The organism is Micromonospora sp. WMMD961 (genome assembly GCF_029626145.1).
In the GTDB taxonomy this organism is placed as follows: domain Bacteria; phylum Actinomycetota; class Actinomycetes; order Mycobacteriales; family Micromonosporaceae; genus Micromonospora.
The window spans coordinates 6,718,428-6,740,844 of the sequence record NZ_JARUBJ010000002.1; the positions used below are offsets into that span (position 1 = coordinate 6,718,428).

Genomic DNA, 22,417 nt, shown 5'->3' on the forward strand with positions numbered 1-22,417 from the left:
CGACGAGACCCAGACCGGCCCGCCCGGCGACCGACGGGGCGGGGGCAGCACGGTGACCACCTTCGGTTACGCGGAACGCCCGCTCGGCCTGACCGGTCAGCCGGCTCGCTCGCACGTCAACGAGCGGCCCACGGCCCGTTCCCCGCTGGACGATCCACACGGCACCGCCGTGCGGGGCGACGGCACGGCACACCGGATCCGCAGCCGGCCACACCACAACGAACCCACACCGCGGCCGGCGGTGCCCGGCGGAAATGCCAAGCCGCCCGGCGGGCGGGTCGGCGCACCCGCCCGGCCACTGCCCGCGCAGGGTCGACGGGGAAGCGACACACCGGCGGTGACCACCGACCCGGCGGCGGGTGAGACAGCGGTGATTCCGGCGGTGCCGGCCACCGCCACCACCCCGACCGGCTTTCCGAGCCGTCCGGACCCGTCCGACCCGGCCACCGAGGTCTGGACGCTGATCGAGCGGGCACAGGCCGGTGACTCCGCGGCGTTTGGCCTGATCTACGACCGGTACGTGGACACCGTCTTCCGGTTCGTCTACTTCCGGGTCGGCAACCGCCAACTCGCCGAGGACCTCACCTCGGACACCTTCCTGCGCGCCCTCAAGCGGATCGGCAGCTTCACCTGGCAGGGTCGTGACCTCGGCGCCTGGCTGGTGACGATCGCCCGTAACCTGGTCGCGGACCACTTCAAGTCGGGCCGGTACCGGCTGGAGGTCACCACCGGCGACGTGCTCGACGCCGACCGGGAGGACCGGGGCCCGGAAGGCAGCCCGGAGGCGGCGGTGGTGGAGCACATCACCAACGTCGCGCTGCTCACCGCCGTGAAGCAGCTCAACCCGGAGCAGCAGGAGTGCATCGTGCTCCGCTTCCTCCAGGGCTTCTCGGTCGCCGAGACGGCCCGCGCCATGGGCAAGAACGAGGGTGCCATCAAGGCCCTCCAGTATCGGGCGGTTCGCGCTCTGGCCCGACTCCTCCCGGACGGCTTCCAACCGTAGGTTGTTTCCAGAAACCGACGGATGTCGATCAATGTCTGCGCAGGTCAGAGCCGATGCAGTCCGGTGACAACCATCACTTTGTGTAATTTCCGCCCCGCCTGGCCCGTAACCCGTGCCCGGTCCGCCGCGTTTCTCCGGGTGCGACCGGTGGACGTCCCGGCAGGCCCGGGCACCGAGGTCCCACCGGCATGCCGGCGGCACCTCACCTCCGTGGTGTCACACTGCCGCCCGGTCGCTGGCAACGACGACGGCGGCCGACCGGCCGTGACCAGCGAGAGGAGGTGCCTGCGGTGGACGACATCCTCTTCTCCCGTCGGCGTGCCGAGCGCTTCGCGCAGCTTCTCGACGAGGCCAACGGCGCTCGGCGACACCACGTGCGATCCCGGGTGGACGGCCAACTCGCGCCACTCGTCGCGGTGGGCCAGCGGCTCAGCGTCGACCCCCCGGCTGTCGAGGTGGACCCGGAATTCCGGACCGGCCTACGGGCGATGCTGCTCGCGACGGCCGAACGAGAAGGACTGGGCACCGCACCGGCAGCCAGCGAACCGTCCGCCACGACAACCCGCGGACGGCTGCTACCGGCCGTCACCGCACGACGGGCCCGAGCCCGGGGCGCGATCCTGGTCGGCATCGCCGCCGGCGCCATCGCCGTCTCCGGCATCTCCGCTGCCAGTGAGAACGCGGTGCCCGGCGACGCGCTCTATGGCATGAAGCGCTCGACCGAACGCGCCCAGCTCGCCCTGGCCAGCTCGGACATCAGCCGCGGCCAACTCTTCCTGGACTTCGCCCGGACCAGACTCGGGGAGGCCGCCAAACTGCGCGGTGACCGGGTCGGCTACAGCGCCGTCCTCGACGACATGGACGCCGACACCCGGCAGGGCGTCCGCCTGCTCACCTCCGCCGCCGTGCAGCGGGCCGAGCCGGGCAGCCTGGACACCCTCAACACCTTCGTCTCGAGCCAGCGTCGCGCGGTGAGCGGCCTGCTCGACGGGAGCACCCGCGCCGACCGGGAACGCACCCAGCGGTCGCTGCTTCTCCTGAACAGCATCCGGGAACGGTCGGATGCACTACGCGCGGCAATCGCCTGCGGCCTTCCGGCCCCGACCGCCAGTGACACCCTCGGACCCGACCCGAAGGCCTGCCCCGGGTCCCGCTGACCCCTATACCGCACGTCCGACCGGCCGCGCCGCAGTTCGTTGTGTGCTCGGCCGGTCGACCGTTCGCGGCGGATACCCTCGCTGGGGAGCATCCGTCGTACCGGTGAGGAAGGGAGTCGCGTGGCGCGCAGCCGTAAGGTGACGGTCAGCACCGACGCCGAGGGGCACACTGCGGGCTGGGCGGAGACCGACCTGGCCCCGGCCACCGCACCGGATTCGACGGCCGCGGCGTTCTTCGACGTGGACAACACCATGATGCAGGGCGCGTCGATCTACTGGTTCGCCCGTGGGCTCGCCTCCCGCAACTACCTCACCACCGGCGACCTGGCCCGGTTCGCCTGGCAACAGCTCCGGTTCCGGCTGCTGGCCCGGGAGCACGCCGGTGACATGTCGGTGGCCAAGGAGGCCGCGCTGGCGTTCGTGCAGGGCTGGCGGGTCGACGAGGTGGAGCGCCTCGCGGAAGAGATCTTCGACGAGATGATGGCTCCCCGGATCTGGGCCGGCACCCACCAGCTCGCACAACGTCACCTCGACGCCGGCCAGCGGGTGTGGCTGGTCAGCGCCGCCCCGGTGGAGATCGGCCGGGTGATCGCCGCCCGGCTCGGGCTCACCGGTGCGATCGGCACGGTGGCTCAGGTCGTGGACGGGGCGTACACCGGGCGGTTGGTGGGTGACCTGATGCACGGGCCGGCGAAGGCCGAGGCGGTCACCCAGCTCGCCGCGGTGGAAGGGCTCGACCTCACTCGCTGCGCCGCCTACAGCGACTCCGCCAACGACCTGCCGATGCTCTCCGCGGTGGGCAGGGCGGTGGCCGTCAACCCGGACGGCAGCCTGCTGCGGCAGGCCCGGCAGCACGGCTGGGAGGTGCGGGACTTCCGTACCGGCCGTCGGGCGGTGAAGATCGCCGTGCCGTCGACCGCGGCAGCCGGGCTGGTCGCCGGTGCGGTCACCGCCGGCCTGGCCCTGCAGCGCCGCCGCCGCGCCGGTTGACGTCATGTGCCGCCGCCGCGCCGGCCGGCTCAGGGGCCGAACGGGTCGGGCCGTCGCTCCAGCAGCGTGTGCACGGTCTGCTGGATGGTCTCCCGCACCTGGTCGGCGAGGTTGAACACCACCAGCGGGTCGTCCGCCGAGTCGGTCAGGTGGGCGGTGGGGATCGGTGGGCAGAACTCGATCAGCCACTTGCTGGGCAGCGGCACCATGCCCAACGGCCCGAGCCACGGGAACGTAGGCGTGACCGGGAAGTAGGGCAGCTTGAGCAGCCGCGCCAAGGGCTTGATGTCGGCGAGCATCGGGTAGATCTCCTCGCCGCCCACGATGGCGACCGGCACGATCGGCGTGCCGGTGCGCAGCGCCGCCGAGACGAAACCGCCCCGCCCGAACCGTTGCAGCTTGTACCGGTCGGCGTAGAGCTTGCCGATCCCCTTGAAGCCCTCGGGGAACACGCCGACCAGGTCACCCCCGCCCAACAACCGCTCCGCGTCCGGGTTACAGGCCACCGTGCCACCGGTCTTGCGGGCGATCTCGGAGACCACCGGCATTCGGAAGACCAGGTCAGCGCCGAGCAGCCGTAGGTAGCGGTGCCCGGGGTGCTTGTCGTGCAGCGCCGCCGAGAGGATCAACGCGTCCAGCGCGACCGTCCCCGAGTGGTTGCCGACCACCAGGGCGGGCCCGTCGACCGGCACATGCTCCACACCACTGACCTCGGTGCGGAACCAGTCCCGGTAGAGCAGCCGCAGCAGCGGGTGGAAGACGGCGTCGGTCAACTCCGAGTCGAAGCCGAACTCGTCCACCTCGTAGTCACCGGAGAGCCGTCGGCGCAGAAACGCCAGCCCGTTCGCGACCTTGCGGTCCCAGTGGTCCCCCGGCCGGTCCACCACCGCCGGCTGGGTGCCACCCGACGTCCCGGCCTCCGCCGGGTCGCCCGCCTTCGCGTCCGCCGCGACGGGCTCGTCGGTGGCGGCGGTGTCGGCCTCGTCGGCCAACGCCGGGGTCGGGGTCGGAGCGACCCGCGTCACCGGCCGGTGCCCGTTACTCCGCACCGGCTCCGCGGCCGGCGTGGACGACTGCTGCGGTACGTCGAAAGGCCCGACCCCCTGCGGGTCACGCCCCTCCGTCGGCCCGGTCATGGTGTGCGCTCGCGGACTGCGGCGCGGACCTGCCGGATGCCGTCCCGGACGAGCCGCTCGGCCACGGCCAACTGGTCGCGGGTGACCACCACCCCGCCGTGGTGTGCGCGGATGAAGTCGTCGAACGCCTCGGCCGTGGAGCGGGGCGTGAAGCCGTACTCCTGCTCCAGCCGGCTGGTGTCGACCACCCGGCCGTGCACGAAGAGGTCGACCTGGTCCAGGCCGTAGCGGCCGAAGCCCATGGTGCGGGCCAGTGCGGCGGCACCGGACAGACCCGGTTCCAGCACCGGCACGGCCACCCGGCCGGCCCGCCGGATCGCCTGCGACAGCGACAGCACGCCCGGGCCGGCAACGTTGTAGGTGCCCGGATGGTCCTCGACGATCGACCGGTGCAGCACCTCCAACGCGTCGTCGAAGTGCAGGAACTGCAGGCGCGGGTCACGGCCGAAGACGGTCGGCACGAACGGCTGCGCGAAGTACCGGGTCAGTGTGGTGTCAGCGGTCGAGCCGATGAACGGCGCGAAGCGCAGCACCGTCGCGGTGACGTCGGGCCGGCGGCGTCGAAAGCCGCGAACGTACCCCTCGAGGTCGAGGATGTCGCGGCCGAACCCGCCGCGCGGCACCTCGCGTGGCTCGGTCTCCTCGGTGAAGACCGCCGGGTCCCGGAACGAGACCCCGTACGCGGCGGTCGACGACCGGACCACGAGCTTACGCAGGCGGGGTGCCCGTTGGCAGGCGGCCAGCAGGTGCATGGTGCCGATGACGTTCTGGTCCTTCATGGCCGACCGACCGCCGTGCTGCTGGTCCGGGGCGCTGACCAGCGCGAGGTGTACCACCGCGTCGACGTCCAGGTCGGCGAGGAGGCCGCCGAGCGCGTCGCTGTCGAGGCGGATGCGTTCGACCCGGTCCAGCAGGTCGGTGAACTCGGTGCCCGAATCCGGTGCGTCCACCCCGATGACCCGTTCGATCCGGGGGTCGGCGGCCAGCCGGGCCGCCACGTGCGCACCCAGGTAGCGGCCCACCCCGGTGACGACGACGACCCCCGGAGCACCTGAGGTGCCACCGGGGGTCATCTGACACACCTACCCCGGCAGGAAGGACCGAGCCGGGACGACCACGGCCTGATCACCTGAGCCTCCGGGGATCGACAGTGAGGCAAGTGACGCCGAACGCCGGGCGGTCGGATGGGCCGGGGCGCTCCGGCGAAGCATGCGCCGCCGGCCTATCCGGTCGGATGGGCCGGGGACGCTCCATGCGCCGCCGGCCTATCCGCTGAGCCCGGCGGCGATCACTTGCCGAGACGGCGACGCTGGACGCGGGTCTTGCGCAGCAGCTTGCGGTGCTTCTTCTTAGCCATGCGCTTACGGCGCTTCTTGACCACCGAGCCCATACGACAGCCTTTCGATACAACGTGCGGGGCGGACCGGATGACACCACGCAGGTGGCGACGGCGACCGCTTGCGGACAACGGACCGGACCAGTCTGGGCGGCGGGGCGCACCGGTGGGGTCTCGGTCGGGCTCCAGGGTAGCCGGAGAGCGTCAGCCGGACCAACGCGCCCCCGTCGATGCCGGTTAGGTGGCACTCGGAGGGCGGGGCGGTGGCTCAGGCGGTCTCCTGAAAAGCACCCCGGAGATATTCGTGCACCGCATGCTCGGGCACCCGGAATGAGCGGCCGACCCGGACGGCGGTGAGCTCACCGCTGTGCACCAGGCGATAGACCGTCATCTTCGACACCCGCATGACCGTCGCCACCTCAGCAACGGTCAGGAACTTGACCTCCGACAGCCGTCCGTCGGACTGCGACCCGGCCATGGCTCACCGACCCATCCCATGCCCGGCGCGTGCCAACCCGACGGATGCTCCGGGCCGGGCCGGCGACGCGCGTGTTACCAGTACGGTAGCGGGGCGGTTGTGACCGGCGCGATCCCTTCGTACAACTGATCATGTTTCTCCTCGCCGTTCACCCGATCCGTGCTCCCGGTTCGTGCCCGCCTGGGGTCCGTGTCCCAGGTGTTCCGACGCCGCTCAGCCAGCGTCCCGGTTGGTCCGACGCCGCTCACTCGGCGCGCAGCGCCACCACCGGGTCGAGCCGGCCGGCGCGTTGCGCGGGTACGACCCCGAAGACGATGCCCACCACCGCCGACACACCGAAGGCGAGCGCCAACGACCACCAGGTGATCGCGGCCGGGATCGGCGACAGGGCATCGACCAGCAGGGCGGTTCCCACGCCCAACGCCATCCCGGTCAACCCGCCGATCGTGGTGAGCAGCACCGCTTCCAGCAGGAACTGGACGCCGATGTCGCGGGGGCGAGCGCCGACCGCCTTGCGCAGACCGATCTCCCGGGTCCGTTCCCGAACGCTGACCAGCATGATGTTGGAGACACCGACGCCGCCGACGAGCAACGAGATGCCGGCGATGGCGGCCAGTACGCCGGTGAGGACGCCGAGGATGTCGCCGAGCACACCGAGGATCTGCTGCTGGGTGACCGCGCTGAACTCGGTGTCGGGGTGGCGGCGGTTGAGCTCGGCGACGATCCGCTCGCCCAACTCGTCGATCCGCTCCCGGTCGGGCGCCTTCACCGCGATGCCGTCCACCCGCTGGGTGCCCCAGAGCCGCTGCGCGGCGGTCACCGGCACGTGCACCTCGTCGTCCCGGTCGACGCCGAGGCTCTGCCCCAGCGGCGCGAAGACGCCGATCACCCGGAACCGCACCCCGGCCAGCGCCACCTGCTGGCCGAGCGGGTCCCGGTCGGGGAAGAGCGCCCGGGCCACCGAGTCGCCGAGCACCGCCACGCGTCGGCTGGTGTCCACGTCGGCGCCGGTGAGGTAGCGCCCACGGGCCAGCGAGCGGGTGAACACCGCCGGGGTGGTCTCCAGCACCCCCTGCACGGTGGTGAAGTCGGAGCGGTTGCCGGCTCGGGCGGTCGCCCCGGAGGCGACGGTGACCGCCACCCGGTCCGGGTCGCCGACCACCCGGGTGACGGCGTCGACGTCCCTGAGGGTCAGCGGCGAGACCACCGGCGCGTTGCCCACCTCGATCCGGCCGGGGACGACCAGCAGCAGGTTGGAGCCGAGGCCCTCGACCTGCTGCTCGACCTTCTGTTTGGTGCCGGTGCCGATGGCCACCAGCAGGACCACCGAGGCCACCCCGATGATCACCCCGAGCATGGTCAGCGCGCTGCGCAACCGGTTGGCCCGGAGGGCGTCCAGCGCGACCCGCCACGCCTCGGCGACCCTCACGCCACGCCTCCGGGCCGCTCGACCTCGGGCTGACCCGCAGCGCCCTCTGGTGGAACGGCAGCGCCCGGGGCGACGTCGTGTGGATCGGCGTCGGGCCGCTCGACCTCGTGCGGAAGGCACCCGGTGGCTCCGGCGGCGCCACCGGAGCCACCGGGCGGGTGCCCCGGGCCGCTTCCGGACGCGGACCGGGGCTCCGCGCTGGGAGCGGGGACCAGTGTCTCAGGTCGACCGTGATCGACGGACGGCGGTCGATCATGGGCGGATCGCGGGTCGTCCGTGTCCGCGCCCGGCGGGCGTGCGCCCACGGCGCTGTCCGCCACCACCACCCCGTCGCGCATGGTGATCCGGCGGCGCGCACGCGCCGCCACCTCCTGGTCGTGGGTGACCATCACCAGTGCCACCCCGGACTCCGCGTTCAACCGCTCCAACAACTCCAGCACGGCCGCGCCGGTGACGGTGTCCAGGTTGCCGGTGGGTTCGTCGGCCAGCAGCACCGTCGGTTCGGTGACCAGCGCGCGGGCGATGGCGACCCGTTGCTGCTCGCCGCCGGACATCTGGTTGGGCCGGTGGTCCAGCCGGTGCCCGAGGCCGACCCGGGTGAGCATCGCCGCCGCCCGCTCCCGGCGCCGCCGGGCCGGCACCCCCCGGTAGACCAGCGGCAGTGCCACGTTCTCCACCGCCGAGGTACGCGGCAGCAGGTGGAACGCCTGGAAGACGAAACCGATCGTCTCGTTGCGCAGGGTGGCCATCTCCGGTGGGGCCAGGGCGTTGACGTCCCGCCCACCGATCACCAGACGGCCACCGGTGGGGCGGTCCAACCCACCGAGGAGGTGCATGAGCGTGGACTTGCCCGAGCCGGACGGGCCGACCAGAGCCACGTAGTCCCCCGGTTGCACGACCAGCGACACCCCGCGCAGCGCCTCGACGGACACCCCGTCGAGGTGGTACGTCCGGGACACGCCCACCGCCTCGATCGCCGGCGGGGTGCCGGTCACCGCACCTCCTGGCCGTCGCGGACCTGGTCGGTGCCGCGCACCACGATCCGGTCACCGGGTTGGACACCGTTGAGGATCTGCACCAGATCCGACCCCTGGACACCCACGGTCACCGCCGCCCGGCCGGCCCTGCCGTCCCGGACCACCCACACCGCGTCCCGGCCGTCGGCGGAGAACACCGCCGAGGCGGGGACGGTCACCGCGTCGGCGGCCTCGCGTACCCGCAGGTGGACGATCGCGTTCATGCCGGGGCGGGGGGTGGGAGCCGGCTCGTCCTCGGCCAGCTTCCCGGCGCCCAGGGCGAGGCGTACCCGGTAGGTGACCCCGCCCTGGGCGGAGTTGGTGGGCAGCACGTCGACCGAACGGACCACGGCGTCGTAGCTGGCGCCGGTGACGGCGTCCAACTCGACAGTGGCGGTCACGCCGGCCTTGACCAGCAGCACGTCGGTCTCGTCCACCTCGGCGAGGAGCCCCAACTGCCCGGTGTCGACCACGGTCAGGACCGGTGTGCCGGCGGTGACCCGACCGCCGACCACGACCGCGTCGTCGACCCCGGCCGGCGGCCCGCCCTGGCCGGGGGCCAGCACGGAGGGGTCGATGCCGGCGGCCTGGGCGCCACCGGCCTGTTCCAACAGCCCGGCGAGACCACCGGTCGCGCTGCCGCCGGCCCGGGTGCCGCCCGGCTGCACCACACCGGCGATCGGAGCGCGCAGGGTCAACGCGTCCACTGTCGCCTTCGCCAGGTCGTACCCCTGCTGGGCCTGGAGCCGCTGCGCCGCGGAGAGCGCGCCGACGGCGGAGCTCAGCCCGTTGATCCCGCGCTGCACGGCGCGTACGGCCTGGTCCGCGCTGCGCGCAGCGGCGGCGTACTGCCGCTGGGCGGACGTCACCTGGGTCAGCAGCGCCGCCCGCAACTGCGGGTCGGCGATCTTCGCGGCGGCCTCGCGGGCGGCGTCGAACGCCTCGTTCGCCGCCTTGTCCGTGCCGCGTCGGCTGCCGGTCAGGTCACCCGTGGAGACGCCCCGTCCGGCGCGCTTCGCCGCGTCCAACGCCTCCTTCGCCTGCCGGAGCCGCTGCTGGGCGGCGGGCGAGTCGACCACGGCGAGGACCTGGCCACGCTTCACCGACTGTCCTGGCTGGACGCGGAGACTCGCCAGGGTGCCGTCGGCGGGAGCGGTGAGGGTGGCGGCGGCCCGAGCGGTCACCGTCGCCGGAGCGTCGATCACCTCGCTGACCGGGTTGCGGGCCGCCGACGCCAGCGCGAGGTCCGGGTCGTCATCGCCGCACGAGGCGGCGGTGGTGGCGGTGAGGACGGCGACGGCGGTCAGGGCGACGAGCAGGCGGGGCCGCGTGGTGTTGGCTGGCCGCGGCAACTGGGGGCGGCGCACCCATCGATGGTACGACCGACCGTCACCTGGCCGACGGGCCCGTCAGGCGGTGGCGGCGCGGACGTACGCGACGCACTCGTCGTGCAGCGTCGACCACTTCTCACCGAACGCCTGCTCGGCGGCCACGTCGAGGGTGTCGCGCTCGTGCACCACCGCCTTGAAGAAGGCGAGCAGCCGCTGCGGCCCGTACCGGTCGACGAGGTGCCGGACGGCGAGGTAACCGACACCGTAGCTGCCGGCGACCCGCTCGGCGGAGGCGTCGGCGGCGGGGTTGACGCCCGCCAACTGGCCGTCCCAACCACCCCGGACCAGTTTGCGCACCTCGGCGATGCCCTCGTACCGGTCGACCGCCTGGCCGCCAGCACCGGCCAACTCGGCCAGCCCTTCCACCAGCCACCAGGTCGTCTTGCCCGGGTAGCCGCGCTCGGGCAACGAGGCCGCGTGGGTCAACTCGTGCCGGAGCAGGTCGTCGGTGCCGTTGCGGGAAAGCCCTTCGGCGTTGAGCACCACCTCGTGGTGACCGCCGCCCACGGTCACCGCGTACCCGCCGGTCCACTCCGGTCGGTCACCGCCGTACCAGCGCTGCCACTCGGTGCGGCCGGCGTAGAAGATCCGGTAGCGGTCCGGCGGCGAGTCGGTCAACGTGTACCCGTCGGCGACCTTGGCCGCCGCCTCGGCCTGCGCGAGCAGGCCGGGCAGTTTGCCGCGCAACGCGGGGGTGGTGGCGACGATGGTCCGCGCGCCGACCGCCACCACCAGGTCGCTGACCTCCCAGGGCCGGGTGCCGGTCTCCACCGACTTGGACTCCTCCACGGCGACCAGCCGGGGCTGGTCACCGTTCTCCCGCCAACGGATGCCGATCAGGACCGGGCTGGGCCGGCAGTTCGGTACGACGAAGCAGTACTGGAAGCGCACCAGAAGCCGCCACTCCCCCGGCTTACCGACAACCGGTGCGGGCAGACCGCTCGGTTCGGCCCGCCAGACGGTCACCTTGAGCTCGCGGAGCGCAGCGAAGCGTCGGCGCAGGTCAGCGTGTGCGGCGGGGTCGGCGACGGCGAGAAACCCGGCGCGGTCACCACCGAGCAGCGCGCTGGACTGCCGGTTGAGCTGTGTGGTCATCCGCTCGGCGAGCGCTCGGGCCGCCGCGGTGGCGGGGTCGTCGGCCGTCGAGACGCCGGCCCGGCTGAACGTGGACCGGGCGCCGTTCTCCCGGATCACTCCAGCGACGAGCACCGCCGGTAGACCGCAACCCAGTAGCACGACAACCACCACGAGCACCGTCCACAGCGGCCAGAGCCGCCGTGGTGCTGGCCGCTGCTGCACCCCGTCAGTCCCGTCAGTCACCCGCCGAAGGGTACGACCATTCCCTGAGCGGGGCGAGGCCGCCCCGGGCCGACCCGCTCACGCGTCGGCGGCCGGCCAGGAGCGGAACGAGATGTCCATGCTGGCGACCAGTTGGTGGTACGAGCGGTCGAGTTCGCGGGGCAGGCCGAAGCCACCTGCGGCCTCCAGGGCGACGAAGCCGTGCAGGGCGCTGCGCAGGGCACGGGTCGCGTCCACGGCATCGTCACCGGTGAGCCCGTACCCGCGCAGCACCGCGAAGATGGCGCCGACCGCGCGCTCGCCCGCCTCCACATGCTCCGGGTCGTTCGGGTCCGGCACCTGCTGCGTCGCCGGATAGCGGCCGGGGTGCCGGTGGGCGTAGTCGCGGTAGGCGTCGGCCATCGCCCGCAGCGCGTCCCCACCGGCCCGCCCGGCGGCGGCGGTGGTCAGCTCGGTGGCCAACTCTGCGGTGGCCAGCGCGGACAACTTCTGGGACAGCGCGTCCGCACCCCGCACGTGCTTGTAGAGGCTGGGTAGCGCCACCCCGAGCCGGCTGGCGAGTGCGGCGAGGGTGAGCTGCTGGTAGCCGACCTCGTCGGCCAGCCGTGCTGCCTCCCGCACCACGGTCTGCTGGTTGAGACCGACCCTAGGCACCGGTGCACACCGCCAGGAAGCCGCGCAGTTCCTCGGCCGTGCGCTGCGGCCGGTCGGCGTGCGGATAGTGGCCGGCCTCCTCGATCATCCGGGCCTCGGCGGTGCGGAAGAGCCGGCGCGCGGCTCGCGCCTCCGCCCCCGGGTCGGGGAAGTCCGGATCCTTGGCACCCATCAGCACCAGCACCGGCTGCCGCACCTGCGGGGCGCGGGCGGTCCAGTGCGGCTCGACCGGGACGATCACCCCGCGCATCGCGGCCATCCGGCCGGGCTCGCGCAGGTTGGCCACCATGGATCGCCGGTACGCGGCGTCGTCGGCCGGCCGGTGCACCGGGAACAGCGTCTTGTGGAACATCCCGAACAGTCGAGGGCTGTGCAGCACGGACCACATGGCCATCCGCACCAACGGGTTGAGCTTGCGCTGACCCACGAACGCGCCGACCTGCACGATGCCGGCGACCAGCTCGGGCGCGTCGGCCGCGGCGAAGACCACCGCCGCCGCGCTGGACGAGCTGCCGACCAACACGGCCGGGCCGGCGTCGAGGTCGCGGACCACGGCCAGCAGATCCGCGCCGACCTCCGCCGGTGCGTACGTGGGCCAGCCGACGCTGGACTCGCCGTGCCCCCGGACGTCGACGGAGGCGACCGTGTGACCGGCCGCTACCAGCAGCGGCACCAGGTGCCGGTAGCTCGACCGGTTCTCGCCCATGCCGTGTGCGAGGACGACCAGTGGGCCCTCGCCGTGTACCTCGTACGCGATGTGGCCGCCGTCGCGACGAACCTGGCTAGTTGTCATAGCCATAAAGCTAACTCGCTTAGCCAACGTCGTCAAGTCGCAGACGCGAACGGGCCGGCGGGACCACAGAGGGTCACCGCCGGCCCGTGGACCGAATTCGGGCTACTTCTTGGAGATCAGGGCCCGGCCGAAGAAGACCAGGTTGGCCGGGCGCTCGGCGAGCCGGCGCATCAGGTAGCCGTACCACTCGTCGCCGTACGGGACGTAGGTGCGCACCGTGTAACCCTCGGCGGCCAGGCGCGCCTGCTCCTCCGGGCGGATGCCGTAGAGCATCTGGAACTCGAAGCGCTCCGGCCCCCGGTCGAACCACCGGGCCCGGTCCTCCCCGATGGCGATCATCCGAGGATCGTGGGTCGCCAGCATCGGATAGCCGTCGCCGGACATCAAGATGTTCATGCACCGGACGTACGACTTGTCCACCTCGCGGGCCGACTGGTACGCCACCGACTCCGGCTCCTTGTAGGCACCCTTACACAGCCGCACCCGCGACCCTGCCGAGGAGAGCTCCCGGCAGTCCGACTCGGTCCGGCGCAGGTACGCCTGGAGCACCGCGCCCGTCGACGGGAAGTCCTTACGCAGCCGACCCAGCACCTCCAACGTCGAGTCGGTGGTGGTGTGGTCCTCCATGTCCAGGGTGACCGTGGTGCCCGCCGTGTCGGCCGCCGCGCAGATCGCCCGCGCGTTGTCGTACGCCAACTGCTCGTCGAACATCTGGCCGAGCGCGGACAGCTTCACGCTGACCTCGGCGGCGGGAGTGAGCCCCGCGGCGGCGAGCAACGTCAGCATCTTCAGGTACTCGTCGCGGGTGGCGACGGCCTGTTCGGGGGTGACGGTGTCCTCACCGAGGTGGTCGAGGGTGACCGCGAGACCGTCGTCGACGAGCCCGCGGGTCGCGCGCAACGCGTCGTCGGTGGCAGCGCCGGCGACGAACCGGCGAACGACGTCCCGGGTGTACGGGGCGGTCGCGACGAGCCGCTCGACCTGGGATGACCGGGAGGCGGCGAGGATGACGGAACGGAGCATGAGCCGAGCGTATCGCCCCTGCCAGGACCCCCGCCCGGCGGCGGCTGCGCCATCCCCCGAACGCAAGGAAGGGCCCCTTGTACAACAAAATCCGTTAACAAGGGCCCCTTCCTTGCCTGGGGCTGCGGTGCTGGCGCGTATCGGCTACAACGATGCCGTGGACCAACGCCCCCGCCGCCGGCTCCGGTCGGCCTCCGTGCAGCTCGGCGCGCTCACCGCTCTCGCGCTCGCCCTCTCCGGCTGCAACATGACCTCGGACGACGACGATGACGACGACTGCGCCCTCGGGCCGGTCGGCGGCGGTGACACCGTCGCGCTGGCGATGCGGGTCCCCGACCCGGCCGCCGGTCGCGCCGCCCCCGAGCCGACCACGGCCGCCCTGCCCGATCGCGGGGGCTTCGGCACCCACCTCGCCGCCTGCGGCGGCTGAGATGCGCCGCGAGACCGTCACCCCGCGCCCCGACTGGGACACCACCATTCGGGAGCAGGGGTTGATCTACGTCGACACCGAGCTGCCCGACGGCGGGATCATGTCGTACTGGGACGAGACCGCCGCGTACGCGTTCGACCTGGACGAGGTGCTCCGACTGGAGGAGGCCACCGAGGAGCTGCACCGGATGTCAGTGGCCGCCGCCGAGCACGTGGTGACCCACCGCCGGTACGCCGAGTTCGGCATCCCGGCGTGGGCGGCCGACGCGGTGGCCCGGTCGCTGCGCGAGGCGCCACCCACCCTCTACGGGCGCTTCGACCTGGCGTACGACGGCACCTGGCCGCCGAAGATGCTGGAGTACAACGCGGACACCCCGACCGCGCTGGTCGAGGCGAGCATCATCCAGTGGTACTGGCTGGAGCAGAGCCGGCCGGAGCTGGACCAGTGGAACAGCCTGCACGAGCGGCTGGTCGGCACCTGGGCGAAGATCGGATCCGGGCTGCACGAGCCCCGGGTGCACGTGCTCTGGTCGAACGAGGAGGAGTCCGGCGAGGACCACATGACCGCCGGTTACCTCGCCGAGACCGCCCGACAGGCCGGTCTGAGCGTCACCTTGCAGCCCATCCAGGAGATCGGCTGGGACGGCCGGCGCTTCGTCGACGCCGACGACCAACCGGTGACCACGTGCTTCAAGCTCTACCCGTGGGAGTGGATGCTGGCCGAGCCGTACGGGCCGACGGCGCTGGCCCCGGGCACCCCGACCACCTGGATCGAGCCGGCCTGGAAGCTGCTGCTGTCCAACAAGGCGTTGCTCGCGGTCCTGTGGGAGCTGTACCCCGACCACGAGTACCTGCTCCCGGCCTACCTCGACTCGCCGCGCGGCATGCCGGAGTACGTGGCCAAGCCGCTGCTCGGCCGGGAGGGCGGTTCGGTACGCATCGTCACCGCCGACGAGGAAATCACCAACCCCGGGATCTACGGCGACGAGGGCTGGTGTTACCAGGAGTTCCGGGCGTTGCCGCAGTTCGCCGGCAACCGGGTGGTGCTGGGCAGCTGGATCGTCGACGGCGAGTCGGCCGGGGTGGGAGTGCGGGAGAGCGCCAGCCTGATCACCGACGGCTACGCGCGGTTCCTGCCGCACTACATCGACGCGCCACGCACCCCGTGAGTCGTCTACCGTTGGGGGCGTGAACTTCGACGCGTACGCGCGGACCGGTGTTGACCTGGTCAACGCCCGCCTGGACGACCTCGACGACCTGCGTGCCCTCTTCACCGAGGACCACTCCTGGATGAGCGACGAGGTCGTGGAACGGGATGTGGCGATCTTCCGGCGGGCGCAGAAGCGACTGCGGGACGTCTTCGAGTACGGCACCTCGGGGCGCGATGCCCAGGCGGTGACCGAGCTGAACGCGCTGCTGGAGGCGTTCCCGGTGCAGCCGCGCATCTCCGGGCACGACTCCAGCGACTGGCACATGCACGTGACCAGCAGGGGCGCGTCGGTCAGCGCGGAATACCTGGCCGGCGCGGTCTGGGGGCTGTCGGTCTGGCTCTGCGAGTACGGCAGCGCCCGATTCGGGGTCTGCGCCGACGAGCGGTGCGGCAACGTCTACCTGGACACGTCGTCCAACTGCTGCCGGCGGTTCTGCTCCGAGCGCTGCGCCACCCGCTCGCACGTGGCCGCGCACCGGGCCCGCAAGCGGGCGGCGGTCGGCGAGCAGGTGACCGTCGCCGCGCAGCCGACCGCCGGCGCCGACTCGCTCTCGCCGGTCAGCTGACACCGCCGCCGTTCGGGCGGACGGGTCAGGCGTCGACCGGGGACGACGCGGTCAGGTGCTGGCGGGCGAACTCCAGCGCGGCACGCAGGTCCGCCTCGCGCACCGCGCGGCTCTTCGCGCCCCGGGTCGCGACCTCCACCGCCACCGCCCCGGTGAAGCCACGCCCGGCCAACGAGGAGAGCAGCTCACCGCAGGGCTGGGTGCCACGACCGGGCACCAGGTGCTCGTCGCGTCCCTTACCGGTGCCGTCACCGAGATGCACGTGCGCCAGCCCGGCACCCATCCGGTCGGCCATCTCCAGGGGGTCGCTGTGCGAGGCCGCGCAGTGCGAAAGATCCAGGGTGTACGCCGGGTAGCCGGTGTCGGTGGGATCCCAGCCGGGCACGTACGGGACGAACTGCCGCCCCGCCATCCGCACCGGGTACATGTTCTCCACGGCGAACCGCAGCCCGGGGAACCGGTCCCCGACGCCTGCTAACCCCTCGGCGAAGTTGCGGGCGTAGTCCCGCTGCCAGGTGAACGGTGGGTGCACCACGACGGTCGGCGCCGCCAGCGTCTCGGCCAGCTCGGCGGCCTTGCGCAGCCGCTCCCACGGGTCCGGGCTCCACACCCGCTGGGTGACCAGCAGACACGGAGCGTGCACCGAGAGCACCGGCACGCCGTAGTGCTCCGAGAGGCCGCGCAGTGCCCCCGCGTCCTGGCTGACCACGTCGGTCCAGACCATCACCTCGACGCCGTCGTACCCGAGTGCCGCAGCCAGTTGGAACGCCGCCGCGGTCGGCTCGGGAAAGACCGACGAGCTGGACAGGAGCACGGGAACGCGGGAAGTCACATCCGCCAGCGTAGCCCGGCGGCGCTCACGACATCGTGACGAGCGCCGGCAAAGCACCCGAAACCGGAAGGCCGATCAGATCGGTTCGAGTTGATCGAGCCGGCGGAGGATGACCCCCTCGCGCAGTGCCCACGGACAGATGTCCAGCGAGTCCATGTCCAGCCGGCGCATCACCGCCTCGGCGACCACCGCGCCGGCCAGCAACTGGTGGGCCCGACCTGCGCTGACCCCCTCCAGCTCCATGAGTTGAGCCGGTGGGATGTGCCGGATGAACCCGATGACCTGCCGCAACCCGGCACGGGTCAGGCTGCGCCGCACCCACAGCCCGGCTCCGGAAGGCGCCGCCCCGGCCAGCCGGGCCAGGGTGCGGAACGTCTTCGAGGTGGCCACCGTCCGGTCCCAGCCGACCTGGGTGATCTGGTCGGCCACCTTGTCCAGCCGACTCTCGACGTACTCCCGGAGCTTCTCGACGGCCTCCGCCGACGGCGGCGCCGCGCTGGCCGGGTCGACCCGCAGCCGCTCCCGGGTCAGCCGGCCGGCGCCGAGCGGCAGCGAGATCGCAACGTCCGGGTCCTCGTCGATCCCGGCCGCGATCTCCAGAGAGCCGCCGCCGATGTCCAGCACCAGCAGCCGACCCGCCGACCAGCCGAACCACCGCCGGACAGCCAGGAACGTCATCCGCGCCTCGTCCGCACCGGAGAGCACCGCCAGGCGTACGCCGGTCTCGTCGCGGACCCGGGCCAGCACGTCGGCCGCGTTCGTGGCGTCGCGCACCGCGGACGTGGCGAACGCGATCAGGTCGTCGGCCTCCAACCCGGCGGACGCTGCCTTGGCCATCCCGACGGCCTTGACCAGGCCGTCGGCGCCCGCCTCGGTGAGCGCACCGTCGGGGCCGATCTGCTCGGCCAGCCGGAGCACCACCTTCTCCGAGTGCGCCGGCCACGGGTGCGCGCCGTGGTGCGCGTCCACCACGAGGAGGTGCACCGTGTTGGATCCGACGTCGAGGACACCCAGTCGCATGGTGAAGACCCTAGGCGCAACACGTTTGCGCGGCTCGCCGGCCTGCCGACCTCACCACGCGTACGCTGGGCCGGGTGACGATGGAGCTCCGTGTGCTGGTGGACGACCCGGGCGATCCGCGTAGCCGTGAGGTGCCACTGGACTTCCCCCGGGAGTGGATCGAGTTCGCCGACCCGGCTGACGAGACGCACCTGATCCGGGCCGACCTGACCTGGCTGCTCTCCCGCTGGACCTGCATCTTCGGCAAGGGCTGCCACGGCATCATCGCCGGCCGGGCCTCCGACGGTTGCTGCTCGCACGGGGCGTTCTTCACGGACTCGGACGACGAGAAGCGCGTGCGCAGCGCCGTCAAGCGGCTCACCCCGTCGACCTGGCAGCACTTCCAGCGCGGGTTCAAGAACTGGACCGACGAGGACACCATCGACGGCAAGAATCCGGCCCGCCGCACCGCCACCCAGGGCACCGAGGGTCCGTGCGTGTTCCTCAACGACGCCGACTTCGTCGGTGGCGGTGGCTGCGCCCTGCACGCCCAGGCGTTGCGCGACGGGGTGCACCCGTTGGAATACAAGCCGGACGTCTGCTGGCAACTGCCCGTCCGCCGGGACCAGGACTGGGTCAAGCGGCCGGACAACTCCAAGGTCCTGGTCTCCACCCTGTCCGAGTTCGACCGGCGGGGCTGGGGAGCAGGCGGGCACGACCTGGACTGGTGGTGCACCTCCTCGACGGACGCGCACGTCGGCACCGAGCCGATGTACCTGTCGTACGGCCCGGAGTTGACCGCGCTGATCGGCGCTGCCGCGTACGAGCGGCTGGCCGAGCTGTGCGCGGCCCGGACGCGGCAGGGCATGGTCGCCCCGCACCCCGCCGACGAGCTGTAGCTGATCAGCGCAGGGCGTCGTCGACGAGGGTGCGCGCGCTGCGCCGGGCCGCGTCGGCGATCAACGGGTCGGCGTCCAGCACACCGCTGGCGAGCCCGCCGTCCAGCAGGAGGGTGAGCTGTCGGGCAAGCAACTCTGGTCGGGCGGCGCCCGCCTGACGGGCCAGTTCGGTCACCCAGGCACGCACCACGGTCTTGTGTTCAACCGTCCGGGCGTGCACCTGGCTTCCGCCAGGTGATTCGGCGGCGGTGTTGATGAACGCGCACCCGTGGTAGCCGTCCCGGCGGCACGCGCCCGCCAACGCGTCGAACATGCCGACCAACTGCTCGCGCGGCTCGTCGCCGGCGTCCCGCGCCGCGGCACGCAGCGCGCCGAACCACGCCTGGTCGACCCGATCCAGGTACGCCAGCACGAGATCGTCCTTGCGAGGAAAGTGCTTGTAGAGCGTCGCCTTGGCCACGCCCGACTCGGCTATCACCGTGTCCACCCCTACGCCGCGCGGCCCGTGCGCGTAGAACAGCCGGAACGCCGTGTCCAGGATCCGGTCCCGGGCCGAGCCGGCCGGAGTGCGTGGCGCGGGCATCGGCGCTCCCTTGATCTGCTGGCGACCGCCCTGATTCTACAGACAGCTCCGTCTACGGCTTACGACACCTACCGCTGCCACCTTGGCTGTTCCCGTGGCAGCGCCTCCGACGAGCAGGCAAGGGCATGAGTCGGGCGCTGTGGAGCTGAATCGCTTACGACATCAGCGCGGTACGCACCGGGTCAGCGCAGTGCGGCCCAGTGCCAGCGCCTGGGCCCCGGCGGATAGCCCGTGGACCGCAACCGCCCCGGGGGCCGACGGCGGCGGTGACCCGCGACCGCCCGGTTACGACGACGGACGGCCCGGCGCGTGATTCGTTCACGACATCAGCTCCAAAGGACGCCATGACACCTCCCATCCCCTCAGCACACCCCGGATCCACCAACGGGCGACAGGCGACAGGGCAGCAGTAGACAGACCTGTCTGTTAGCCTGCTCGCAGTTGGCGCGAGGTCACTCAGCGCCCCGACGAAGGATCGATCGCCATGCGTATCGCAGTTCTCGGAACCGGCTCGGTCGGTCGGGCCATCGCCGCCCGCACGGCGGAGCTGGGCCATCGCGTCACCATCGGCACTCGCGACGTCGCCACCACTCGGGCCGGCGACCACGCCGCCTGGATGGCACGACACCCCGAGGTCGGCCTGGCAACCCTGCCCGAAGCGGCCAGCGCGGCCGAGTTGGTGGTGAACGCCACCAACGGCAGCGCCTCGCTTCCGGCGCTCACCGCGGCCGGCGCGGCAAACCTGTCCGGCAAGGTCCTGCTCGACATCGCCAACCCGCTCGACTTCGGTGCGGGTTTCCCGCCCAGCCTGACGGTGCACAACACCGACTCCCTCGCCGAGCGGATCCAGCGCGAGTTCCCCCAGGCCAAGGTGGTCAAGTCGCTCAACACGCTGACCGCCGAGCTGATGGTGCGCCCGCGCCAGCTCGCCGACGGTGAGCACACCGTCTTCGTCTCGGGCGACGACGCCGAGGCCAAGCGGATCGTCACCGGGCTGCTCGTCAGCTTCGGGCACACCGACGTGATCGACCTCGGCGACCTCTCCACCGCACGGGGCGTCGAGATGGTCCTGCCGCTCTGGCTGCGGCTCTACGGGCGGCTCGACACCGCGACCTTCAACATCAAGGTCGTTCGCTGATCGGCCGCGGACAGCCCGAAGGGGGCCCACGCCGCGCGTGGACCCCCTTCGCGTACGCCGATCACGGCTCGAACTTGTAGCCCAGTCCCCGGACGGTGACGATGAAGCGCGGCGCGGACGGCTCCGGTTCGATCTTGGAGCGCAGCCGCTTGACGTGCACGTCCAACGTCTTTGTGTCGCCGACGTAGTCGGCCCCCCAGACCCGGTCGATGAGCTGGCCCCGGGTGAGCACCCGGCCCGCGTTGCGCAGCAGCAGCTCCAGCAGCTCGAATTCCTTCAGCGGGAGCTGCACGGCCCCACCGTCGACGGTCACCACGTGCCGCTCGATGTCCATCCGCACCGGCCCGGCGGCCAGGGTCGGAGCACCCGTCTCGGCCACCTCCGGGCTCTGCCGGCGCAGCACCGCCCGGATCCGGGCGACCAGCTCGCGCGGCGAGTACGGCTTGGTGACGTAGTCGTCGGCGCCGATCTCCAGCCCGACCACCTTGTCGATCTCGCTGTCCCGGGCGGTGACCATGATGATCGGCACGGCCGATCGCTGCCGCAGTTGCCGGCAGACCTCGGTGCCCGACATCTCGGGCAACATCAGGTCGAGCAGCACGATGTCGGCGCCGGTCCGGTCGAACTCGGTGAGAGCGTCGGTCCCGGTCGCGGCGACCGAAACCTCGAAACCCTCCTTACGGAGCATGTACGACAAGGCGTCGGAGAACGACTCCTCGTCCTCGACCACCAGAACGCGGCTCAACGGGGATTTCCTTTCCATTGCTGTCAGACCTGCCGTAGCCCAGCCGGACCGGAGTCGATCCCAACCGGCGGCAGTGTCGCCAGGAGGTCGTCCGGTGGACTGGCGGGCAGCCGGAGGGTGAACGTCGACCCACCACCAAGAGTGCTCGACACCTCGACCCGTCCGCCATGGTTGCTCGCGATGTGTTTCACGATCGCCAGCCCGAGCCCGGTGCCGCCGGTGGCACGGGAGCGGGCCTGATCGGCCCGGTAGAACCGCTCGAAGATCCGGTCCACGTCCGTCGGGGCGATACCGATGCCCTGGTCAGTGACGGCCACCTCGACGTGCTCGTCGTCGCCGCGGAGGGTGACCCGGACCATGGTGTCCTCGCCCGAGTAGTTGATCGCGTTCTCCACCAGGTTCGCCACCGCCGTGGCGAGTTGGGAGTCGCTGCCGTACGCGGTGAGGCCACGCTCACCCTCCACGGTCACCTCGACCCCCCGGGCGGAGGCCGTGGTGCGGGTCCGGTCGACCACTTCGGCGATCACCCAGTCCAGTGCGACCGGCTCCGGTGGCGGCTGGGGTTCGGCGCCCTGCAACCGGGTCAGCTCCAGCAACTCCTGCACCAGCCGGCCCAGCCGGGTCGACTCGTGCTGGATCCGTTCGGCGAACCGGCGGGCGGCGACCAGGTCCTCGGAGAGGTCGGGCGCTGCGGCGTCGGCTGGCTCGGTCGCGTCCAGCAACGCCTCGGCGAGTAGTTGAAGCGCCCCGATCGGGGTCTTGAGCTCGTGGCTCACGTTGGCGACGAAGTCGCGGCGTACGCGGGTCAGCCGGTGCGACTCGGTCACGTCGACCGCCTCGACGGCGATGAAGCCGTTGCCGATGCCCATCGCCCGCAGGTGCACGCCGAGCGGGTTCTCCCCCGCGCCGTCGCGACCTCGGGGCAGGTCCAGCTCGATCTCGCGTCGCACCCCGGTGCGCCTCACCTGGCCGGCAAGGGTACGGATCAGCGGGTGCGCGGCGATCGAGCCGGGGGTGCTGCCGGTACGCAGGAGCCCCATCGCGCGGGCGGCCGGGTTGATCAGCACGGGCTCGTCGTCGTTGTCGAGCACCACGACACCGGCCCGAAGCGAGTCGATCGTCCGGCGGCCGAGCCCGGTCTGCTGCTCGTCGGCTATCGCGGGCCTCCCCCTGTTCCAGCGGGAGCTCGCGCTGCCCGTCGACGTGGAGCGACCGTCCCGCGCGGGCAGGAACCGGGGCAGCAGGAAACCGGCGGCCAACCCGGCCACCAACGCCACGGCCACCACGACCGCCACCGCCCACTCCACCCGG

The 22,417-nt window shown here is 72.1% G+C and carries 24 protein-coding genes; 8 read left to right on the plus strand and 16 right to left on the minus strand.

Annotated elements, in window-relative coordinates:
* Positions 1 to 52 precede the first annotated feature (52 nt).
* From O7614_RS30745 to O7614_RS30755, 3 genes are all read left to right on the plus strand, one after another.
* A complete protein-coding gene (locus O7614_RS30745; protein WP_278141853.1) occupies positions 53 to 1,003 on the plus strand; it encodes an ECF subfamily RNA polymerase sigma factor, BldN family in 951 nt (316 codons plus the stop codon).
* A gap of 281 nt (positions 1,004 to 1,284) precedes the next feature.
* Positions 1,285 to 2,160 (plus strand): DUF5667 domain-containing protein, encoded by an 876-nt coding sequence (locus tag O7614_RS30750; RefSeq protein ID WP_278141854.1) that lies wholly within the window; start codon positions 1,285 to 1,287, stop codon positions 2,158 to 2,160.
* 120 nt (positions 2,161 to 2,280) lie between these two features.
* Entirely contained in the window at positions 2,281 to 3,150 is an 870-nt protein-coding gene (locus O7614_RS30755) for an HAD-IB family hydrolase (RefSeq protein ID WP_278141855.1), read from the plus strand.
* A 29-nt stretch (positions 3,151 to 3,179) separates the two neighbouring features.
* On the opposite strand, the gene O7614_RS30760 is transcribed toward O7614_RS30755, so the two are convergent.
* The 11 genes from O7614_RS30760 to O7614_RS30810 form a co-directional block, all read right to left on the minus strand.
* Complete coding sequence (locus tag O7614_RS30760) at positions 3,180 to 4,037, minus strand: lysophospholipid acyltransferase family protein (protein ID WP_278142434.1); 858 nt, start codon at positions 4,035 to 4,037, stop codon at positions 3,180 to 3,182.
* 245 nt (positions 4,038 to 4,282) lie between these two features.
* Complete coding sequence (locus tag O7614_RS30765; RefSeq protein ID WP_278141856.1) at positions 4,283 to 5,359, minus strand: NAD-dependent epimerase/dehydratase family protein; 1,077 nt, start codon at positions 5,357 to 5,359, stop codon at positions 4,283 to 4,285.
* 215 nt (positions 5,360 to 5,574) lie between these two features.
* The gene (locus O7614_RS30770) at positions 5,575 to 5,676 is read right to left on the minus strand and encodes an AURKAIP1/COX24 domain-containing protein (protein WP_007465623.1); all 102 of its coding nucleotides are present in this window, start codon (positions 5,674 to 5,676) and stop codon (positions 5,575 to 5,577) included.
* Between the two features lie 214 nt (positions 5,677 to 5,890).
* Positions 5,891 to 6,100 carry a helix-turn-helix domain-containing protein gene (locus O7614_RS30775; RefSeq protein ID WP_007465625.1) on the minus strand — a complete coding sequence of 70 codons (210 nt, stop codon included), beginning with the start codon at positions 6,098 to 6,100 and terminating at the stop codon, positions 5,891 to 5,893.
* Between the two features lie 244 nt (positions 6,101 to 6,344).
* Entirely contained in the window at positions 6,345 to 7,529 is a 1,185-nt protein-coding gene (locus O7614_RS30780; protein ID WP_278141857.1) for an ABC transporter permease, read from the minus strand.
* Positions 7,526 to 8,524, minus strand: a complete 999-nt coding sequence (locus O7614_RS30785) for an ABC transporter ATP-binding protein (protein WP_278141858.1) — start codon at positions 8,522 to 8,524, stop codon at positions 7,526 to 7,528. Before O7614_RS30785 ends, O7614_RS30780 begins: the two co-directional genes overlap by 4 nt.
* Positions 8,521 to 9,912 carry an efflux RND transporter periplasmic adaptor subunit gene (locus tag O7614_RS30790; protein ID WP_278141859.1) on the minus strand — a complete coding sequence of 464 codons (1,392 nt, stop codon included), beginning with the start codon at positions 9,910 to 9,912 and terminating at the stop codon, positions 8,521 to 8,523. The genes O7614_RS30785 and O7614_RS30790 overlap by 4 nt, the downstream gene beginning before the upstream one ends.
* Positions 9,913 to 9,954: 42 nt before the next feature.
* The gene (locus O7614_RS30795) at positions 9,955 to 11,256 is read right to left on the minus strand and encodes a hypothetical protein (RefSeq protein ID WP_278141860.1); all 1,302 of its coding nucleotides are present in this window, start codon (positions 11,254 to 11,256) and stop codon (positions 9,955 to 9,957) included.
* Positions 11,257 to 11,313: 57 nt separating this feature from the next.
* A complete protein-coding gene (locus O7614_RS30800; protein WP_278141861.1) occupies positions 11,314 to 11,889 on the minus strand; it encodes a TetR/AcrR family transcriptional regulator in 576 nt (191 codons plus the stop codon).
* Complete coding sequence (locus O7614_RS30805) at positions 11,882 to 12,682, minus strand: alpha/beta hydrolase (protein WP_278141862.1); 801 nt, start codon at positions 12,680 to 12,682, stop codon at positions 11,882 to 11,884. Before O7614_RS30805 ends, O7614_RS30800 begins: the two co-directional genes overlap by 8 nt.
* A gap of 102 nt (positions 12,683 to 12,784) precedes the next feature.
* Positions 12,785 to 13,705 (minus strand): proline dehydrogenase family protein, encoded by a 921-nt coding sequence (locus tag O7614_RS30810; RefSeq protein WP_278141863.1) that lies wholly within the window; start codon positions 13,703 to 13,705, stop codon positions 12,785 to 12,787.
* Between the two features lie 127 nt (positions 13,706 to 13,832).
* Here O7614_RS30810 and O7614_RS30815 point away from each other — a divergent pair, with 127 nt between their 5' ends.
* The 3 genes from O7614_RS30815 to O7614_RS30825 are packed head-to-tail and all read left to right on the plus strand — an operon-like array spanning position 13,833 to position 15,910.
* Positions 13,833 to 14,135 carry a hypothetical protein gene (locus O7614_RS30815; RefSeq protein ID WP_278141864.1) on the plus strand — a complete coding sequence of 101 codons (303 nt, stop codon included), beginning with the start codon at positions 13,833 to 13,835 and terminating at the stop codon, positions 14,133 to 14,135.
* A gap of 1 nt (position 14,136) precedes the next feature.
* Positions 14,137 to 15,303 (plus strand): glutathionylspermidine synthase family protein, encoded by a 1,167-nt coding sequence (locus tag O7614_RS30820; protein WP_278141865.1) that lies wholly within the window; start codon positions 14,137 to 14,139, stop codon positions 15,301 to 15,303.
* A 19-nt stretch (positions 15,304 to 15,322) separates the two neighbouring features.
* A complete protein-coding gene (locus tag O7614_RS30825; RefSeq protein WP_278141866.1) occupies positions 15,323 to 15,910 on the plus strand; it encodes a CGNR zinc finger domain-containing protein in 588 nt (195 codons plus the stop codon).
* 25 nt (positions 15,911 to 15,935) lie between these two features.
* Here O7614_RS30825 and O7614_RS30830 read toward each other — a convergent pair whose 3' ends face one another.
* Positions 15,936 to 16,742: a sugar phosphate isomerase/epimerase gene (locus tag O7614_RS30830; RefSeq protein WP_278141867.1), complete on the minus strand. Its 807-nt coding sequence runs from the start codon at positions 16,740 to 16,742 to the stop codon at positions 15,936 to 15,938.
* A 75-nt stretch (positions 16,743 to 16,817) separates the two neighbouring features.
* Entirely contained in the window at positions 16,818 to 17,762 is a 945-nt protein-coding gene (locus O7614_RS30835) for a Ppx/GppA phosphatase family protein (RefSeq protein ID WP_278141868.1), read from the minus strand.
* Positions 17,763 to 17,842: 80 nt separating this feature from the next.
* Here O7614_RS30835 and O7614_RS30840 point away from each other — a divergent pair, with 80 nt between their 5' ends.
* Positions 17,843 to 18,640, plus strand: coding sequence for a hypothetical protein (locus O7614_RS30840; RefSeq protein WP_278142435.1), 798 nt, complete (start codon positions 17,843 to 17,845; stop codon positions 18,638 to 18,640).
* 4 nt (positions 18,641 to 18,644) lie between these two features.
* Here the strand turns inward: O7614_RS30840 and O7614_RS30845 are convergent, their stop codons facing one another.
* Positions 18,645 to 19,223, minus strand: a complete 579-nt coding sequence (locus O7614_RS30845; protein WP_278141869.1) for a TetR/AcrR family transcriptional regulator — start codon at positions 19,221 to 19,223, stop codon at positions 18,645 to 18,647.
* A gap of 484 nt (positions 19,224 to 19,707) precedes the next feature.
* Between O7614_RS30845 and O7614_RS30850 the strand changes: the two genes are divergently transcribed.
* Positions 19,708 to 20,361 carry an NAD(P)-binding domain-containing protein gene (locus O7614_RS30850; protein WP_278141870.1) on the plus strand — a complete coding sequence of 218 codons (654 nt, stop codon included), beginning with the start codon at positions 19,708 to 19,710 and terminating at the stop codon, positions 20,359 to 20,361.
* A gap of 61 nt (positions 20,362 to 20,422) precedes the next feature.
* Here O7614_RS30850 and O7614_RS30855 read toward each other — a convergent pair whose 3' ends face one another.
* Positions 20,423 to 21,106 (minus strand): response regulator transcription factor, encoded by a 684-nt coding sequence (locus tag O7614_RS30855; protein ID WP_110563227.1) that lies wholly within the window; start codon positions 21,104 to 21,106, stop codon positions 20,423 to 20,425.
* Between the two features lie 23 nt (positions 21,107 to 21,129).
* Positions 21,130 to 22,413 (minus strand): ATP-binding protein, encoded by a 1,284-nt coding sequence (locus O7614_RS30860; protein ID WP_278141871.1) that lies wholly within the window; start codon positions 22,411 to 22,413, stop codon positions 21,130 to 21,132.
* Positions 22,414 to 22,417: the final 4 nt, after the last annotated feature.

Bases quoted from the DNA above. Each gene is read 5' to 3' on its own strand.
- O7614_RS30810 (WP_278141863.1), bottom strand. From the start codon at position 13,705: ATGCTCCGTTCCGTCATCCTCGCCGCCTCCCGGTCATCCCAGGTCGAG.
- O7614_RS30775 (WP_007465625.1), bottom strand. From the start codon at position 6,100: ATGGCCGGGTCGCAGTCCGACGGACGGCTGTCGGAGGTCAAGTTCCTG.
- O7614_RS30835 (WP_278141868.1), bottom strand. From the start codon at position 17,762: ATGCGACTGGGTGTCCTCGACGTCGGATCCAACACGGTGCACCTCCTC.
- O7614_RS30805 (WP_278141862.1), bottom strand. From the start codon at position 12,682: ATGACAACTAGCCAGGTTCGTCGCGACGGCGGCCACATCGCGTACGAG.
- O7614_RS30770 (WP_007465623.1), bottom strand. From the start codon at position 5,676: ATGGGCTCGGTGGTCAAGAAGCGCCGTAAGCGCATGGCTAAGAAGAAG.
- O7614_RS30765 (WP_278141856.1), bottom strand. From the start codon at position 5,359: ATGACCCCCGGTGGCACCTCAGGTGCTCCGGGGGTCGTCGTCGTCACC.
- O7614_RS30850 (WP_278141870.1), top strand. From the start codon at position 19,708: ATGCGTATCGCAGTTCTCGGAACCGGCTCGGTCGGTCGGGCCATCGCC.
- O7614_RS30820 (WP_278141865.1), top strand. From the start codon at position 14,137: ATGCGCCGCGAGACCGTCACCCCGCGCCCCGACTGGGACACCACCATT.
- O7614_RS30845 (WP_278141869.1), bottom strand. From the start codon at position 19,223: ATGCCCGCGCCACGCACTCCGGCCGGCTCGGCCCGGGACCGGATCCTG.
- O7614_RS30840 (WP_278142435.1), top strand. From the start codon at position 17,843: ATGGAGCTCCGTGTGCTGGTGGACGACCCGGGCGATCCGCGTAGCCGT.